The sequence below is a fragment of the Corynebacterium canis genome, assembly GCF_030408595.1.
GTDB classification, from domain to species: Bacteria; Actinomycetota; Actinomycetes; order Mycobacteriales; family Mycobacteriaceae; genus Corynebacterium; species Corynebacterium canis.
This window is the reverse complement of sequence record NZ_CP047080.1, coordinates 530,791-547,844: the sequence shown is the minus strand read 5'-3', so window position 1 is coordinate 547,844 and position 17,054 is coordinate 530,791. Positions and strand designations below refer to the sequence as shown.

The following is a 17,054-nucleotide window of genomic DNA, read 5'->3' as shown; positions in this document are numbered from 1 at the left end:
GGTTACGCACCGCTTGGTGACTGAGCGCTTGAAAGGCCCGCCGGATACCCTGCGGGCCTAACGCTATTCTGGTTAGTTAATCAACCAAGAAGAATTACTTGAAATGGTTCAGCAGTCCGCCACCGATGCCGGTGAACAGGGCGATAATGCCGCCGAGCGGAAGCAGAGTCACCAGCGCACGAACCGGATTGCCACGGAAGTCGCGCAAGAACGAGCGCAGGTCTGGGTAGCCGGGCTTATCTTTCACGGTCGGCGCCGTCGAAGGCACGCTCACATTGGGGTCCCCGGTGGGCTTTTCCCAAGCAGGGGCGGTGCTGGGAACGCTGTGCTCCTTCTTCCACTCAGGCTTTTCCCAAGCAGGGGCGGTGGTGGGAACGCTGGTTTCTGGCTTTCCGGTGACATCGTTTACAACGGGGGCCGTGCTGGGGACGCGGCTTTCGCGCTTCCACTCAGGCTTTTCGTAAGCGGGAGCGGTGGTGGGAACGCTGGTTTCCGGCTTTCCGGTGACATCGTTTACAACGGGGGCCGTGGTGGGAACGCTCGTCTCAGCCGTAGCGACCGCTGGGGCAAGGGTAGCCATCAGGGTGGCGGCCAATGCGATTCCTGTAAGGCGTAGGCGGTTGGGGAAGGTTTTCATTGGTGCTCCCGGTATGTTGTGGTCTCTAATCGCCTCACCGAAACGATGGGCGAAGGTCTTGCCTTAACTTAAAACAGCATGAGTAGCTGGTCAATCACTTTGGTCACACATCTGAGACAACTCTGAAACGCGTAGGTAATCTGCTACACGGCTGCCCTTGCGGAAACTTAGCCAAACGGCAGCAATGTTCAATAGTGCGGCCCGTCGAATATAACCCCGAATGACCTGCGTCACCCCACACCTGCTTTGTGAGGCCAACCAAACAATCCGAACCCCCGGGGGCATTGGAAGACAGTTTGGGTAACGTACACGAAAGGCCCGATTCGTCACAAAAAGCCGCATCAAAAATACCCTAATAACGGGGTAAAAATGGCAAGGTACGGTGCTTCCCGACCACCACCGAAATGCACAGCCTGAGGCGCGATTACCGCTTGAACAAAGCTGAAAAGGTTACCCACCAATGCCGGTGAGGATGCGCTGGACTTCGTCGTCGTGGTCGATTTCTTGGGGTCGTTGGCCCGCGAAAACCCCAGGTCAGGCAGATTCGACACGTCGGCCATCGAAAGATGGCATTCCCGCAGGACATCACATTCGCCATGTCAGATCTGCCTGAGGCAGATCCGGCGGGGCCGATGGTTCGAAAAATTTCAATCTGGTACGGGCTTCACGGCCTTGCCGGCAGCTTGCCCTGCTGGGTTGTGCACTACCGTTGACCTGCGATCGTCCGGATTTTCTTCATTGGGCACCTCAACGAAGAATGGAAAGACGCGCTGCGGCGTGTTTGGGCCAGATTCGTCCTGAATTTCTTCTTAAGACCCCCGAATGAAGAATAGAAAGACCAGCCCCAAGTCGGCGGTCGCGCACAACCCACCGGCACTCCGAGCGGTTGCGCACCGCCCATGATCGGTGTGATTTGGAGGGGTTGAAGTGGCCGACCGTCCCTCAACTCAGGCAGATTCGACACGCCGAGGTCTTGGAGTCGGTGTTTCCGCAGGAACACAAGCACCACCTCGGACGCAGCAAAGGCCCGCCAAACCAGTTGACGGGCCGGATGCCGAAGAGTTCTTAAGCGGAATTACCGCTTGAACAAGCTGAAGAGGTTACCACCGATGCCGGTGAGGATGGCAATGAAACCACCGATCGACAGCACGCTCAAGATTGCCTTGATCGGGTTGCCACGGAACTCACGCAAGAAATCACGCAGGGTGCGGAATTCCGGCTGCGGCTGAGCGGTAGGAGCCGTGGTTGGAACGCTGGTCTGCCCCGACGTGGTCGGCTGTTGCGAGGTCGAGCTCTGCTCCGACGTGGTCGCCTGCTCCGACGTGGTCGCCTGCACCGACGTGGTCGCCTGCACGGAGGTGGTGGGCTGCACCGAGGTGCTGGGCTGCACCGAGGTGCTGGGCTGTGCGGAGGTGGTCGGCGGCGCGGGCGGCGTGGGGAACTTCTTACAAGTGATGGAACCGCCTACTGGATCGAGCGAGTCACCTTCGTCATAAGCCCCGTTGAAGAACTTGTTGTTTTCAGCAGTTACGGCCGGAACCCCGCTAAAAGCAATGGCGCCCTTTTCCGTAAAATCGAACGGCTTTGCAAGCTGAACCTCGGCAAGCACTTGGTTCTTGCGCGTAACCTTGTTGGCCTGTGCGCCAGGGGCGAAATGCTCCACTTCGTTGGCGTCGTAGTCACCGAGAACCTTCAGGTTTTTACCGTCAACCACCAAGCGGAAGTTGTACGCTTTGGTGTCCAAGGTGCCGTGGTGCCCGGTGAAGTGAATATCACCCTGCAGAGCGATCACGCCGGTGTCGCCATCTTCAGCGTTCACCGCACCAGGAGTGAACTTGAATGCGAAGTTATCAACCTTGGGGTCGTTGCCGGTGGCGCCGGTGGTGTAGTTAATCGCACCGTTCGCGATCCGCGGGTTCAGAACGTACTTGCGGAACGTGGTACGCAAACCCCAGTCAAAAGTGCCCTCGTAGGCCTCGCAGAACTGCTTGGTGGCGGGTTCTTGGTTTTCGTCTGCTGCCGCGACGACTGGCACGAGGGAGGTGGCCAGTGTTGCGGCGAGGGCTGCACCCGTGAGGCGCACGCGCTTGGAGATGCTGTTCACATGAGCTCCTGTGTTCGATTGGACTCCGATCGCCTCACCGAGACATCGGACGAAAGGCAAGGCTTACCTTAAAGCAAGATAAAGAGAAGGTCAATACAACACTTAGCCTACGTTTAGATAAACATTGGTTTGAGCAATTTCAACGCGTCTACCTGCGCGTTAACCGTCTCAGCCGACTGCGGAATGACCCGGATGCCACCCCCATCCGGGGAGGGAACCACCCGAATTGGCCACCCGTAAACCCGTGAGAGCACATGATCGATATAGACCTGCCGCACACTTCCATACGCTGCGACTTTGCCCCCAGCTAGGCAAAGAATTCGATCACAATATGCAGCTGCGGCATTGAGATCGTGCAATACAACCACCACCGCGGCACCCCCGCGGGCCATCCCCCGCACGAGCCCCAGGGCCTGTTCTTGGTGCCCAATATCTAAGGCTGCTGTTGGCTCGTCTAATAAAACCACAGGCGTTTGTTGCGCAAGTACGCGCGAAAGGGCAACGCGGGCCCGTTCGCCACCAGACAGCGTCATGATGTCGCGCTCGGCGAGGTGGCTTACCGCGGTGGCGTCGAGCGCGGCGTCGATAAGCACTTCGTCTTGTTCGTCGTAGCGGGTGCGGGACCAGGGACGCCGGCCCATGGCAACCACGTCACGCACGAGGAAGGCGAAGGAAACGGAAACGTCTTGCAGCATCACGGAACGGCGACGCGCCAAATCCAATTGCGAAGCCTGTTGCGGATTCAACCCGCACACGCGTATTTCGCCGGCGTCGGGCTTCAGATCGCCGCTCAGCGCCGCGAGCAGCGTGGACTTCCCCGCGCCATTGGGACCAATCAGCCCGAGAACTTCGCCGGGGAAGGCGTCGATGGAGACGTCGTCAAGCAGGGTGCGGCCGCCGATAGAGACGGTCAAGTTACGTGCCTGTAACAGGGCTGACATCTAGCGGCGTCCCTTCATAAGCATGCGGCGAAGCAGGATAAAGAACGTGGGACCGCCGACGAGCGCGGTGAAAATCCCAATCGGGAGATCCGCAAACGGAATAACCGTACGGGCGGCGATATCCGCGAGGCCGATCAAGGCCGCGCCCGTCAACGCCGACGCCGGCAGCAGCACCTTGTTCGCCGGGCCGGTAATGGTGCGCAGCAGGTGCGGCACGATCAACCCCACGAAGCCGATCAGCCCCGCGTAGGCCACCCCGCCCGCCGTAAGCAGCGTCGACGCGCCAATGGCCAGGATGCGCAGCCGGTTTACGTTAATGCCGATGTGCCCGGCGGCTTTATCGCCAAGCGCCAGCACGTCGAGCTGCCCGCCCAGCCGGAACGCCAGCAGCAGGCCGATGCACACAACGATCACCACCACGGACACGTGTTTCCACTGCGCGCCGTTCAGGGAACCCATCTGCCAAAAGATGATCTGTTCGCGGTTCGTGGTGGGCGCCAGATACACCATGATCGAAATGATCGCCCCGGCCACGGCGTTGATGGCGATGCCGGTTAGGATCAGGTTAATCACGTGCACTTTGCCGTCGTGGCGCGCGAGTTGGTACACCACCAGCGTGGTGATCACCGCGGTAATAAACGCGGCCATGGGGACGGTGGAAGCACCGAACAGCGTGATATTAAATACGATGGCCACCGCGGCCCCCACGCCGGCGCCTGCCGTGACGCCGATAACGCTGGGTTCGGCGAGCGGGTTTGCGAACACCGCCTGCATCAACGCGCCACTCACGCCGAGCGCGGCCCCGACAAGCAGGCCCAGCACAAGGCGCGGGAGGCGGATGCGCCACACCACCGATTCCGTGATGTCCGTGCCGGAGGGGCCGGTGGCCAGGATGCCGGGGATTTCGCGCAGCGGGACCGTAAATTGCCCCACCGCGATGCTAAACACAACGGTGCCCGCGAGCAGCAGCACCAACACGATAAACAGCGCCACTCGCCGACGGGAACGCGCCGCAATAACCGCGCCTGTCGACGCCGCGTGCCGCTGATGGCTGCCCGTTTCAGCCACGACGGGTGCGCTCACTGCTGTTGCTCCGGGCTATATAGTGCCGTGGCGGTGCGGAGCAGGATTTCGCCGGTGAGCGGCCCGAAGGAGAGCGCCGCGCCGTCCGGGATCGTGACCACACGCTTGTTCTGCCCGGCCTTGGTTTGCGCGACGCCGGGGCGATCGAGCAAACCTTCGATGCCGCCTGTGGACTTGAGGCCTTCCTCCATCATGATGAACACGTCGGGGTCGATCTTGGCCAGCGCTTCGGCATTGGCCGGGGCGGTCTCCCCGAGGCCGTGTTCCACGGCTACGTCGATGCCGCCGACGCCCTCGATCAGGTCCTTGGCGCCGCTGCCTTCGCCGAGGATAAAGAACACGCCACCATTGCCGCGGGCGTAAAGGAACGCCATGCGGAGCGGCTCCTGCGGCACCAGCTTCTGGATGGCTTCGCGGTCCTGCTTGGCGTCCTCGACGCTGCGGTCCGCCAGCTTTTGGGCTTCCTCCGGCAGGCCGACGACCCCGCCGAGATCCAGGATGTCTTGGCCAATGGATTCGATGGTGCGGGTCGGATCCATCACCACGATATCCACGCCCGCATCACGGATTTGGTCGATGGCCTCGCGGGGGCCGATGGAGTGGTCCACGATCACCAGGGTGGGATGGAGTTCCAGCACCGCCTCCACATTGATATTGTGGCCGCCTTGCGTAACCACCGGCAGGTTTTTCAAGCGCTCCTCGGTGGAGGACACGGTGCGGCCCACGATATTGTCCGCCAAGCCGAGGCCGGTGAGGGTCTTGGTGGAGGTTCCATAGAGGTCCAGGGCGAGGATGCGGGAAACATCGTCGACCTCGACGTCGTAACCGTCCGCGTCGGTGAGTTCCACCGGCAGCTGCGGGGATGGGTTTTCCGTCACGGGGATCACGTCACCGATGCCTGTAACAGCGCTCACGCCAGTAAAGCTGCGGGGGTCTTTGAGCGAACCCGCATCGGGCAGCGATTCACGCAGCTGGCCAGATGAGCTTTGCGGCGTTTCGTCCCAGGATGCGCAACCGGAAAGTGTCAGGGCCAAGGCGGTCGCCGTCGCGGCGAAAATTCGTCCGAAACGGCGGTTCCGGTTGGATTGTTTTAGGTAGTTCAAAGCACACCTTTCGATCGATGCGGGTTAGCCCATCAGAGTGGTTTACCGCGAGGCTGGGTGGCGAAGCACCAACTGTGAAAGACTGCCGCCCGCGACCACAAAAGCTGCGAGAATGAGCAGTACAGAGGTAATAAACGACGGTTTTTCATAGCCAGATGCGTTCGCATTCTTGATCTTGAAATTACCGTTATTAGCGTAGCCTTCGCTATCTCCATCGGCGGTCGCGCCGTTCACGCGAGCCGCAACGCTGGGGCCCGAAGTCTTCTTCTCCGCAGTGGTTTTCGAACCCGTCTTCGCACTGGCTGCGGCCGCCGCGCCCGCGCCACCGGTGCCGGCGGCACCGCCCGAAGCGCTGGAGCCCTGACCGGCGGCACAGCTGGCCGCGCCGCCAAGCGAAGCGGTAAAGTTCACCGGATCGAGCTCCGTGCCCACCGCATAGAACTCCGCAAAGGCTGCGGAGCCCGCCTGGGTCAGCGAGGTGCTTGCGGTACCGCTGGCGGAGGACTCGTTCACGTTCAGGGAACCAAAGCTAAGATCCGCCAACGCGACGCGGCCGTAGTCCTTGTGGTTTCCTTCCATGTCACTGGAGCTCACTTGAGCGATCAGCGATCCGCTATTGCCGTTCCACTGGATTTCCAGGTCGGAGATCTTCAGGTTGAGCACGCCATTGTGGCCGGTAAAGTGGACCGACCCGGGCATCAGGATGGTGCCGGTGCCCTTCCCAGGATCGACAGCACCGGAGCTGCCGTGGAAGTGGAACTGACCGTTGCTGTGCTCAACACCGCTGAGCGTCCAGGAACCCTTGGCGATGGACCCGGTGATATAGGACTGGAAGGATTGCTTTACGCCCCAGCTACCTGTGGCATCAACAACGCCAACGGACCCATCAGCGGTACACACGTCGGAGCCTCCGCCGCCGCCCCCGCCACCAGCTGCAGCGCCCCCACCGCCGCCGCCACCACCGGTGGCTCCGCCGGTGCCACCAGCACCACCAGAGGGCTTGGCACCCCCGCCTCCGGCGGCACCCGTGGTTCCGCCACCTCCGCCGGTCCCACCGGTACCGCCAGCCGCAGTACCGCCGCCACCAGTGGTCGTGCCGCCGCCGACCTTGCCGCCGGTGATGTTATTGGCAAGCTTTTCGGTGTTATCGATCAACTTGTCGGTATTGGTGACCAGATCATTCATCAATTTGATGAAATCATTGGTCTCCTTCAGCACGGAATTTACGCTGCGGTCTTTGGAGTCCTTGCTGGTGTTCGAATTGCCGCCGCTGGTACCGCCGGAACCCGTGGAACCGCAGCCCAGTTCGCCGCCGATCGGATCCATTGCTTGGCCCGCCTCGTAGGCGATAAACAACTCGGCACCATCCCGGGTCAGCACAGGCGTGCCGCTCAGCGTCGCCTTGCCGGTGGTGAAGTTCACGGCGCTATCCAGGTTTACCGTGGCGATGGCGATATCGTTGCCGCGGATCTCCTCCGGCGTCGCGCCGTGCGTAAAGCTATCCACCTTATTGGCCACATAGTCCACGGTGATCTCCGCGCTGGTGCCATCGACCTTGAGCCGGAAATCGGACATTTCCATGTGCAATACGCCGTGATGCCCGTCGAACACGATTTCGCCGGCCAGCGGGATTTCGCCGGTGTCTTCGTCGTCGGCGGTGATGGCGTCGGCGCGCACACCGAAGCCGAAGTAGAAGTTTGCGTCGGTAAAGTCTCCGCTCGTGGTCACGTCCGAGGAGGTTGACCAGGTACCTTGGGCGACCTTGCCCACCAGGTAATCGCGGAAGCTTTCCCGAATCCCCCAGTTAAATGTTCCCCCGAAGTTATTGCACACCGTCACACTCGCGTCTGCAACAGGTGTACTAATTGTGGGCGGCACGATCGTTACGCACGCGGCGGCTGCTACTGCAGCAGCTGAGAAAGCGCGCCGCGCGCTTCGCTTGGTGCGGTGGTTCATAGCAGCTGGAACTCCTAAAACTGAGCCTAGACTGAGAGCTTTCTACACATTTAGAAGGTTGCCTTAGCCTAGCCTTATAATTAATCTTCGAACTAGAATAACCTAACCTAAGAATGCTTCTTCGAAAACCCCCGAGGTCAAAGCCCCCTCCATTTGAGGTATGACCTTTTAAGAAACGCGAGTTATAGATGGAAAACCAACACCTAACTCTTCTGTATCCAGACGTCGACCCATCACGCCCGATACCCCCGACGTACGGGGAGCGCTTGTCGCTTGTCGTGGCGTCGATAGTCCTTGCGTTCGGTGCTGCAGCGGGGGACCTGTTGGTGATGGCTGTGGGTTTGGTGCTCGTCCTGATCGCGGCCGTGGCGCCGATGCTGAAAACCCCGCGCAGGATCCGCAACGAGGCTCGCTCCCGGTTCCCCGATGAACACTGGGCAGAAGACGCGCCGCAGGTGGTCCCGCTGGCGATATCCTACCCGTTTACCTGGCTGTTTATCATCGCCATCGTGGGCAGCGCGCTGTGGTTCGTGCCGGAAAAGTACACGCTGTGGGGCGCGGGCGGCGCCGCATTCCTAGTCGCGCTGGTGGTGTGGTTTATGCCAGGCCTATCACCCGTCTGGACCGAGCGCCCGAAGCCAGAGCAAGAAGAATTCGATTTTTCCGAACTGCCGCCGGTGCTCCCAGACCAGCACCTGACGCAACCGATCCCGATCGTGGACGCCGCGCAGCAGGAACCGCTGCCGCCGTTGCCGCCGATTGATTCCATGCCGCCATTGCCGCCCGTTCCCCCGCTGCCGCCGCTGCAACCGTTGCCGGACCGCTTTGCGCCGGTACAGTCGCATAATTCCAAAGCAATGGACTAGACAGAGCTGTATGTCTAGAATTGGGGAAACTATCGCTCCCCTGCAGAAAGTACAGCCTTATGACGCACAACGCTTCCTCCGGTGAGGTGCAGTTTCAGCCCATCGGCGACTTCACCACCGAAGCCGGCGCCGTAATCCGTGATGTGACCGTCGCCTACCAGCAATGGGGTACTCCGCGCGCAGACGGCAGCAATATCATCCTTGTCGAACACGCGCTCACCGGGGATTCCAACGCCGCCGACTGGTGGTGCGGCGTAATCGGCCCCGGTAAGGCGCTGGATACGAACCGCTTCAGCGTTTTGTGCAGCAACGTTATCGGCGGCTGCCGCGGCACCACGGGCCCCTCCTCCCCGCACCCGGACGGCGGCTTTTGGGGTTCCCGCTTCCCCGCCATTTCCATCCGCGACCAGGTTGCCGTGGAAAAATTGCTTCTCGACGCCCTGTCCATCCACCGTTTCTTCGCCGTTATCGGTGGCTCCATGGGCGGCGCCCGCAGCCTGGAGTGGACACTCATGTACCCGGAAATGGTGCACTCCGCCCTCGTATTGGCGGTGTCGGCCCGCGCAAGCGCCTGGCAGATCGGCATTCAGGCGGCGCAGATCGCCAGCATCGAAAACGATCCCGCCTGGCAGAACGGCGATTTCCATGGCACCGGCCGGGTCCCCTTCGAGGGCATGGCCACCGCCCGCCGCATCGCGCACCTCACCTACCGGGGCGAATTGGAGATCGACGAACGCTTTGCCACGGACCCGCAACCAGGGGAAAACCCGCGCGGGGCGTTCCGGGACCCCTCCCAACGATTCGCCGTGGTGAGCTACCTAGACCACCAAGCAAAGCGCCTCGAACAGCGCTTTTGCCCCGGCTCCTATGTCACCCTAACGGAATCGCTGAACCGACACGATATCGGTTTGGGCCGCGGCGGGCTAAACAAGGCGCTGGCCTCCTCAACCGTGCCCACCATGGTGGCCGGGGTGGATACGGACATCCTGTACCCCTACCACCAGCAGGAACACCTATCCCGCAACCTAGGGAATCTGCTGGGCATGGCGCGGATCGCCTCCCCCGTGGGCCACGACGCCTTCCTTACCGAGGTGCGCCAAATGGACCACATCATCCGGCGCTTTATTTCCCTAGCTTCCTAGCGAATCCACCGTCCCAGCGAGGAACATCATGCTACCGCCGACGGTGAGGCAAAACGCGGCGTCGAAACGCTGGGAACGCACGGCGAGCACACCCAACACAGCGCTATCGCAGGACATGCGCAAACCGGCAAGCCACAACAAGCAACAACCCAGCGTAAACGTCGCCCGCCGCCAATGCTCAGTGGCCAAAAAGCCGGCGGCGGCCACCAGCCCCAACACGAACAAGACCACGCCAATACGCTGCAAACGCACCGGCAAAGGGGCCGGCTCCAAGTCCTTATCGTGCGGGTTCAGCGTCACAACCCGGCCAACTTCTCCGCGCGCTCCACAACATTGCGCACCAGGAACGCGCGGGTCAACGGGCCCACCCCGCCCGGATTCGGCGACACGGCACCGGCGACCTCCCAAACATCCGGGTGCACATCGCCGACCAACACGCCATCCTTGCGGGACACCCCAACGTCCAATACCGCCGCGCCCGGCTTGACCATATCCGGCGTAATAACATGCGGCTGACCGGCAGCGGCAATAATCACGTCTGCCTGCCGAGTCTCCGCCGCCAAATCCTTCGTGCCGGTATGACACAACGTCACCGTGGAATTCTCGCTGCGACGGGTAAGCATCAAACCGATCGGGCGGCCAACTGTCACGCCGCGGCCCACCACCACAACCTTCGCGCCATTGAGCTCAATATTGAAACGTTTGAGCAAATGGATCGCGCCGTTCGGGGTGCAGGGCAGCGGGGCGGGCTCATTGAGCACCAGTTTGCCGAGGTTGACCGGGTGCAGACCGTCCGCATCCTTGGCGGGGTCAATGTGTTCGAGCACCTTGTTTTCGTCGAGATGCTTCGGCAGTGGGAGCTGCACGATATAGCCGGTGCACTCCGGATCCGCGTTGAGCTCGTCGATCACCCGGTGCAGCTCCTTTTGGGTGATGTCCGCGGGAAGGTCCTTGCGGATCGAACGCACCCCGATCTGCTCGCAATCCCGATGCTTCATTCGAACGTACGAATGGCTTGCGGGGTCGTCCCCTACCAGCACCGTGGCCAAGCCCGGCACGATGCCACGCTCCGCCAACGCCGCGACCCGCGCGGAAAGATCTTCGAACATTTCATCGCGGTACAGATTTCCATCCAGTTTTATTGCACTCACACCCGCCATTATTCCATTCGGTGCGGGCGCGGTTCCACCACGCCGCAACATCCAGCCGCCGCCTGGGCCCCTCTCGCCTTTTCCACACCGGATGCGAGAAAACAATCCTGTGCGTCGAAGCCGACAACGCGCCCGCCGTAGTCGCCTAAGAATGCCTCGGCTTCACCGCTAAGGAAGAGCGCGTCGCATACGATCCCGCATAGCCCGTCGCGTGCCCTCCCTCATGTCCCAGCCCGCGAAATCTGCCTGCGTTGCCTGCCGTGGCAGATGTGCCTGAGGCAGATATAGCACGGCAGTTTCGCGTTCCTGCGGAAACACTTTTGCGCGACGACCGCTGTGTTGAATCTGCCTGACCGGGGTTTGTGGGCCGATTCTGGCCCCCAACTCGCCACTTCACCCGGTGTGGTGTGGAGGATCTGCCTGGTTTTCCACCCGCGACAGATCTGCCTGAGGCAGATTCGTCGCCGCCGCATTTCCCCAGGAAAACTCGGCCCAAAAATCAGGCAGATCCCGCGCGGCCAGGCAGATGTGACGCGACCGGACCGCAGCCAGGCAGATGTGACGTCGCTGTTAAGTGCGGGCATCGGTGGTGCACAATCGATGTCGTTCCAACATGTTCGAGGCGGCCGTGACCTATCGCAGGCACGAGTGAGCTGCCCCTGCGGCATGGGGTGGCATTTGGTACTGAGGATCTGCCTGGTTTCTTGCCGCGTCAGATCTGCCTGAGGCAGATATAACACGGCCGTTTTGCGTTCCTGCGGAAACACCACCACGCGACGACCCGCGTGTCGAATCTGCCTGAGCATGGAAAATCGTCAGCTATGAGCGCGGAAAATTCCGGCCCCCAACCCGCCGCATCACCTGGCGTGGTGGTGACGATCTGCCTGCATTTCCATCCGCGACAAATGTGCCTGAGGCAGATTCGTCGCGGCCGCATTGCCCCAGGAAAACTCGGCCCAAAAACCAGGCAGATCCCGCGCAGCCAGGCAAATGTGACATCGCCGGACCGCAGCCAGGCAGACTGTACGTGGCCAGGGAAAGGGGGAGCTTCAACTACGGACAGCTGCGGGGTGCTGCGGGCAGACGGAAGTAACGGGGTGCGGTGGGCGCGCAGCAATAGGGCAGGTCGGCGAGCAAGCCGCAGTGCTGGGGTGGTGCAGCGAGGATTCGGCGTTAAAGTTCGGCGCTAGGATTCGCCATGAGGATTCGGCCCGTCGGATTCGGCCGTTAAGGTTCGGCGTCAGGATTCAGTCGTTTGGATTCGGCCGTTAAGGTTCGGCGTCAGGATTCGCCGTTTGGTGTTGGTGGTTGTGTGTTGGTTTCGGCGCGGTGGATGGCGCGGCGTAGGGTGGTGATCAGTTCGCGGGGTTTTTGCAGCAGTCCGTGGGTGATACGTAGTGGTTCCCAGCCGAGTTCCCGCAGCCGGATTAACACCTTGGCATCGTAGTCACGTTGGCTGCGTTGAAGGTGGTGGGCACCGTCGTAGAACAAACCAACACGAATATCGGGCCAGCCGGAATCAAGCACAGTCAGCAGCGGTGAGCCATCATCGACCAGCGCACCGGAGTTATAGATCGGGATTTGCACCTCTAGGTGTTGGCGCAGCTGCTCGGCAATCAACCGCAACACGGTTTCCGGGGGCGACTGGGCACCGGTGCGGGACAGGTTCAGCAGTTTTTTCAGTTGGCGGGCGCTGAAGATATTGCGGGCGATGTCGCGCACCAGCTGAAAGTTTAGGGTGGTGCATGCGCGCAGCGCGTCGATGAGCTGGATGGCGCGGACCTCCCAGTTAGCGAGGTTGGGTACTTGGTAGACCCACCAGGAGTGGCGGTCGCGCTGCAGATCAATCAGGCAATCCACCAGGGCGTATTCGGGGGCGACGACCTGCATGCCGGGTAGTTCTTGATCCGGGGTCCATACCCTGGTGCCTGGCCGTAGCCTGCGGCGGGTGGCGTCGAACACGCTGTGGCTGCGTTGGAAGTTACTGGCCACATGTAGGGTGATGTGGGCGTCATCCACCCAGTACTGCAGGCCGGCGTAGGCTGCGGCGGCCCAGCCGCCGATAATGACATTCGGGGTTTGGGTGAAATGCGCCCGGGCCCGCAGCATGATCGGGGCGGCAAACCCGAGGCGCTGCGGGTGATACCGCGAACCCCACTCCACCTCACGGGAAGCACGACAATACCCACGCGGCATCGCAAGCCGGCGAGTCACATTAACGAAAGAGGTATCAAGCAATTTGGTGCGACGCTGAAACAAACCCATAGCACCAGTGATAACCCCAAGACCGCACAAAAACCCAGGGTTTTCCCAAACACACCCCACCAACCTGTGGATAACCCCAAACAATCCACAGGCACGTAGCGTTCCAGCGGCATCAAGGTGGCGCCCAGCAAGCCAAAAAGGTACAATGCCGACCGCCGCCGGTCAGCCATCCTCGCAGGAAACCGAACGCGCGGAGTACGCATGAAAGGCCACATCGGCCAGTTCCGTGCCGGCACCATCGTAAAGATTCAGTGTAGCGTCCACCCCAAGCGCGGTGAGCTCGGCGGTGGTCCGGCTGTATTTGGCCAGGCCGGCGGTGACCAGGTTTTCATTCACGGTCTCCAGCATCTTTAACGCATCTACGTTCGCGCTGTGTTCCGGCATGGCCAGCACCACAAGCTTGGGGTGACGGCCTTCCGCATGCACCCGTATCCACAATTCCGGATCGGTCGCATCCCCTTGGAAAACGCGAATCCCTCGGTCGCGCAAGTATTCCACGCGATCCCGATCGAATTCCACGCCGGCGACGTTGAGATTATGGGTGTCCGCCAGCCGCCGGTACGCGCCGAGGCCTACGCGCCCCATGCCGAGCACGAGGGCGTCGATACCCTCGACGTCGATCGGACGTTCGCCGCGGGCTAGGCGCTCGGGCGGAAGCTCCGGAACCCACGGAACCACCACCTTCATAATCCAGCCCACGCGCAATTTAGCCAACGAACACAGGACAAAACTACCCGCCACGGCCACCGCCATAATCTGCACCCACGACGACGGCAACAGCATGCCCTGCACCGCGATCGCCACCACGATCAGGCCAAACTCCGAATAATTGCTCAACACCCCGGCGGCCAGCGTGGAGGTGCGGTGCGACATGCCCGAGAAATACAGCAGGCCGATAAACAGCACCGTCTTCAATGGCACTAGCAATAGCAGCACGCCGGCGGCGATAAAACCCTGGAAATTGGGGATGCCGCCCAGGCCGATTTCGATAAAGAACCCCACGAGCAGCAGCTCCCGCACGCTGGTCAAGGCGGTAAACATGCGGCCAGCGATCGGGTGCGCGGAAACGATCAAGCCGGCGATCAAGGAACCCAACGAACCGCTCAGCCCGGCCAGCTCAAACAACGCGTACGCAGCGACGGCCAACGTCACGCCCGCGAGAACCAGCAAGTCGGTGCGATAAATATGGTCCGGCAGGCGGCGCACCAAAGGACGCAGCAACGGCAGCAACACGAACACCACGGCCCAAAGTTCCGGCATGCGTCCCGACGCCCCGACCAAGAACGCCACCGCGATAACGTCCTGCAGCACCAACACACCGATGGCAATCGCGCCAACTGTGGATCGGGTGCGGCCCGTTTCATCCAATACGGCCATCACAAACACCGTGGAGGAAAACGAACACGCCAACCCCAACAGCAGGAAGGAAGCGAAACCGGTATTGGGCAAGATCTGAAACATGCCGCAAAGCGCGAGGACGATAGCAAACGATCCAGTATTCAACAGAGTATGGCCGACGGTGGTGCCCACGATTCGGATCTGGGCGATGGCCTTGGGGTCAAGGTGCAGACCGATGGTAAACAACAACACCGTGACCCCGATATCCGACACCGCCGCAATACCAGCGAGCCTGGTCACCCCCACCGCGTTCAGGGCGAAACCCGCAGCAAGAAAGCCTACCAACGGTGGCAGGCGCAATGCATACGCCCCAAGGCCACCGATGATGGCGAAAATCGAGGCGACGAGTAACTCTGGGGGCATACTTCAAGATTTTACTTTGGGCGCACCGAAGCTTTCGATGCGAAAATAGTCACCATGAGTGAATCCCCGCGCGGCTGCCCCATCCATATCGTGTTCGACCAGCCTTGCATCCCGCCCAATACCGGCAACGCGATCCGCATGTGTGCTGGCACCGGGGCGCACCTCCACCTCGCCGGGCCGCTCGGATTCAACCTGGAAGAACGCAACCTGCGCCGAGCCGGGCTGGATTACCACGACCTAGCAACCATGACCGTGCATAAAAACCTTGAAGCGTGCCTCGCCGCATTGCCCGCGAGCCGAGTCTTTGCGTTCACTTCCGGCGCATCCGCCTTTCATACGGACGTGCGATGGCAGGACGGGGACGTTCTCCTATTTGGCACCGAACCCACCGGACTCGATGCCGCCGCTCTAGCGCATCCCCGCATCACACAACACGTTCGAATCCCGATGCTGCCCGCGCGGCGATCCATGAACCTCTCCAACGCCGCGGCTGTCGCCTGCTACGAAGCGTGGCGGCAATTAGGATTCCCCGGCGGAGTGTGACGAAGCGTCAACGACATTGATCGCCCACAGGCTCGTCTCCGCCAACGGAACATCCTTGCCATCCACAGTGAGCATGCGCATGCCCGGATACGGCGTGGCGCTCACCGTGACTGCCACCCCAGGACGAATGCCGTTCTCGGCGAGATAGCGCAACAGTTCGGGATCACGATCATGGATGCGATCCACCGCCACGGACTCGCCGATGGCAACGTGGCCGATATCGCGCAAGCCCACGGTTTCAACAATCCCGTCGACGTCAGGGATGGGGTCACCGTGGGGGTCGCGCGCAGGGTGGCCCAAAAGGGCGTCGATACGCGCGACAAAGGTGTCGGAAACGGCGTGCTCTAACTTATCCGCCTCCACGTGCACCTCGTCCCAGGAATAGCCGAGCATGGAATGCAAAAAAGTTTCGATCAGGCGGTGGCGGCGGACCATAACCATGGCAAGCGAGCGGCCCTCATCAGTGAGGGAAATGCCACCATACTTTGGGTGATCGAGCAAACCGCGCTCCGTAAGCCGCTTAATGCCCTCGGACGTGGTGGAGGTCTTCTGCCCCATCTGGTCCGCAATATCACCCAAGCTCGCTGCCTGACCCGTGCGCTCACACAGGTCCCAAACAACTTTGAGATAATCCTGAGTCTTCTCCGGCAACTCGCTTACATTCATGAACCTACAGTGTAGTTGAAACGACGAGCCAACGACTGGACGCCGATACAGATTCCGTAAAACACCCCCGCAACTACAGCGATCATACCACCTGCCGAAAGATGCAGGTAAACGCCCAGAACGAGGCCGAGCACGCTCATCAGCACACCCGCGACAGGTGACAAAATAAGAAACTTTCGCACGTCCGGGACTAGGCCCTTCAAACCCGCGGCGGGGGCCGCCACAAGGGCGATGGAAACGATGGTGCCAACGGCTGGGATGACCACCACGACGGTGGCCACGATCATGCCGAGGATCAAGGATTCCGCAAGCAGGAAGGAATGCCCGGCAGCGCGGAACCCAAGGGAATCAAAACACAAAAACGCAAGACGATCGCCATACCGCCACACAATAAACACGGTGGCGGCGAGCACCGCGGCGGCAGCCCACACGTCCGGCGCGCGGACGGTAAGGATGGAGCCGGTAAGGAACCCCTCAATCTTCAGCGGCAATGGGGCGAACCATTTGGCAAGGAAATATCCCAAGGAGAAACCCACCGTGATCACGAGGCCAGCCGCGGCCTGCGAGGATTGCTCGGGAAGGCGCGCCAAGCCGTACATCAAGGCGGCAAGCGGGAGGCACATCAGGGCCGCGCCGGTAAAGAGCGAAAAGGACAGGTCCCAGCCGATCGCCTGTGCGATGACCACGCCGAGCACTGCGCCGGGGAACGCGCCGTGGGTGACCGACTCCGCGAAAAACACGCGCTGGCGAAGCACCGCGAAAGCGCCGACAAGCCCGCATAGGGCGCCGATCACCACGGCCTCCACCAGCGGCAATCGAATGATTTCCCACATTGA

General features: G+C 61.2%; 16 protein-coding genes. 3 read left to right on the top strand and 13 right to left on the bottom strand.

What is annotated here, in order from left to right:
* Positions 1-94 precede the first annotated feature (94 nt).
* The 7 genes from CCANI_RS02505 to CCANI_RS02475 all read right to left on the bottom strand — a co-directional run bounded on the left by CCANI_RS02505 (position 95) and on the right by CCANI_RS02475 (position 7,824).
* Positions 95-637 carry a hypothetical protein gene (locus CCANI_RS02505; RefSeq protein WP_146324685.1) on the bottom strand — a complete coding sequence of 181 codons (543 nt, stop codon included), beginning with the start codon at positions 635-637 and terminating at the stop codon, positions 95-97.
* Positions 638-978: 341 nt separating this feature from the next.
* A complete protein-coding gene (locus CCANI_RS02500) occupies positions 979-1,197 on the bottom strand; it encodes a hypothetical protein (RefSeq protein WP_146324684.1) in 219 nt (72 codons plus the stop codon).
* Positions 1,198-1,712: 515 nt separating this feature from the next.
* Complete coding sequence (locus CCANI_RS02495) at positions 1,713-2,741, bottom strand: HtaA domain-containing protein (protein ID WP_290211532.1); 1,029 nt, start codon at positions 2,739-2,741, stop codon at positions 1,713-1,715.
* Between the two features lie 113 nt (positions 2,742-2,854).
* Positions 2,855-3,682, bottom strand: coding sequence for a heme ABC transporter ATP-binding protein (locus CCANI_RS02490; protein WP_146324682.1), 828 nt, complete (start codon positions 3,680-3,682; stop codon positions 2,855-2,857).
* Positions 3,683-4,750, bottom strand: coding sequence for a FecCD family ABC transporter permease (locus CCANI_RS02485; protein WP_146324698.1), 1,068 nt, complete (start codon positions 4,748-4,750; stop codon positions 3,683-3,685).
* Between the two features lie 11 nt (positions 4,751-4,761).
* Positions 4,762-5,868, bottom strand: coding sequence for a heme/hemin ABC transporter substrate-binding protein (locus tag CCANI_RS02480; RefSeq protein ID WP_425457346.1), 1,107 nt, complete (start codon positions 5,866-5,868; stop codon positions 4,762-4,764).
* Positions 5,869-5,910: 42 nt separating this feature from the next.
* On the bottom strand, positions 5,911-7,824 hold the full coding sequence (locus tag CCANI_RS02475) for an HtaA domain-containing protein (RefSeq protein ID WP_146324681.1): 1,914 nt from the start codon (positions 7,822-7,824) through the stop codon (positions 5,911-5,913).
* A gap of 188 nt (positions 7,825-8,012) precedes the next feature.
* On the opposite strand from CCANI_RS02475, the gene CCANI_RS02470 reads away from it, so the two are divergent.
* Both CCANI_RS02470 and metX read left to right on the top strand, forming a co-directional pair.
* Positions 8,013-8,690, top strand: coding sequence for a hypothetical protein (locus tag CCANI_RS02470; protein WP_246118236.1), 678 nt, complete (start codon positions 8,013-8,015; stop codon positions 8,688-8,690).
* A gap of 59 nt (positions 8,691-8,749) precedes the next feature.
* Positions 8,750-9,832, top strand: coding sequence for a homoserine O-acetyltransferase MetX (gene metX, locus CCANI_RS02465; RefSeq protein ID WP_146324680.1), 1,083 nt, complete (start codon positions 8,750-8,752; stop codon positions 9,830-9,832).
* Here the strand turns inward: metX and CCANI_RS02460 are convergent.
* The 4 genes from CCANI_RS02460 to CCANI_RS02445 form a co-directional block, all read right to left on the bottom strand.
* Entirely contained in the window at positions 9,821-10,132 is a 312-nt protein-coding gene (locus CCANI_RS02460; protein ID WP_146324679.1) for a DUF3017 domain-containing protein, read from the bottom strand. The two genes, metX and CCANI_RS02460, sit on opposite strands and share 12 nt — an antisense overlap.
* Positions 10,129-10,983 (bottom strand): bifunctional methylenetetrahydrofolate dehydrogenase/methenyltetrahydrofolate cyclohydrolase, encoded by an 855-nt coding sequence (locus CCANI_RS02455; RefSeq protein WP_146324678.1) that lies wholly within the window; start codon positions 10,981-10,983, stop codon positions 10,129-10,131. Before CCANI_RS02455 ends, CCANI_RS02460 begins: the two co-directional genes overlap by 4 nt.
* A gap of 1,281 nt (positions 10,984-12,264) precedes the next feature.
* Entirely contained in the window at positions 12,265-13,248 is a 984-nt protein-coding gene (locus CCANI_RS02450; RefSeq protein WP_146324677.1) for a putative endonuclease domain-containing protein, read from the bottom strand.
* Positions 13,249-13,410: 162 nt separating this feature from the next.
* Positions 13,411-15,009, bottom strand: coding sequence for a cation:proton antiporter domain-containing protein (locus tag CCANI_RS02445; protein ID WP_146324676.1), 1,599 nt, complete (start codon positions 15,007-15,009; stop codon positions 13,411-13,413).
* Positions 15,010-15,063: 54 nt separating this feature from the next.
* Between CCANI_RS02445 and CCANI_RS02440 the strand changes: the two genes are divergently transcribed.
* Positions 15,064-15,552 (top strand): tRNA (cytidine(34)-2'-O)-methyltransferase, encoded by a 489-nt coding sequence (locus CCANI_RS02440; RefSeq protein ID WP_146324675.1) that lies wholly within the window; start codon positions 15,064-15,066, stop codon positions 15,550-15,552.
* On the opposite strand, the gene CCANI_RS02435 is transcribed toward CCANI_RS02440, so the two are convergent.
* Together CCANI_RS02435 and CCANI_RS02430 are read right to left on the bottom strand one after the other, a co-directional pair.
* Positions 15,529-16,218 (bottom strand): metal-dependent transcriptional regulator, encoded by a 690-nt coding sequence (locus CCANI_RS02435; protein WP_146324674.1) that lies wholly within the window; start codon positions 16,216-16,218, stop codon positions 15,529-15,531. The two genes, CCANI_RS02440 and CCANI_RS02435, sit on opposite strands and share 24 nt — an antisense overlap.
* Positions 16,215-17,051: a metal ABC transporter permease gene (locus CCANI_RS02430; RefSeq protein WP_146324696.1), complete on the bottom strand. Its 837-nt coding sequence runs from the start codon at positions 17,049-17,051 to the stop codon at positions 16,215-16,217. Before CCANI_RS02430 ends, CCANI_RS02435 begins: the two co-directional genes overlap by 4 nt.
* Positions 17,052-17,054: the final 3 nt, after the last annotated feature.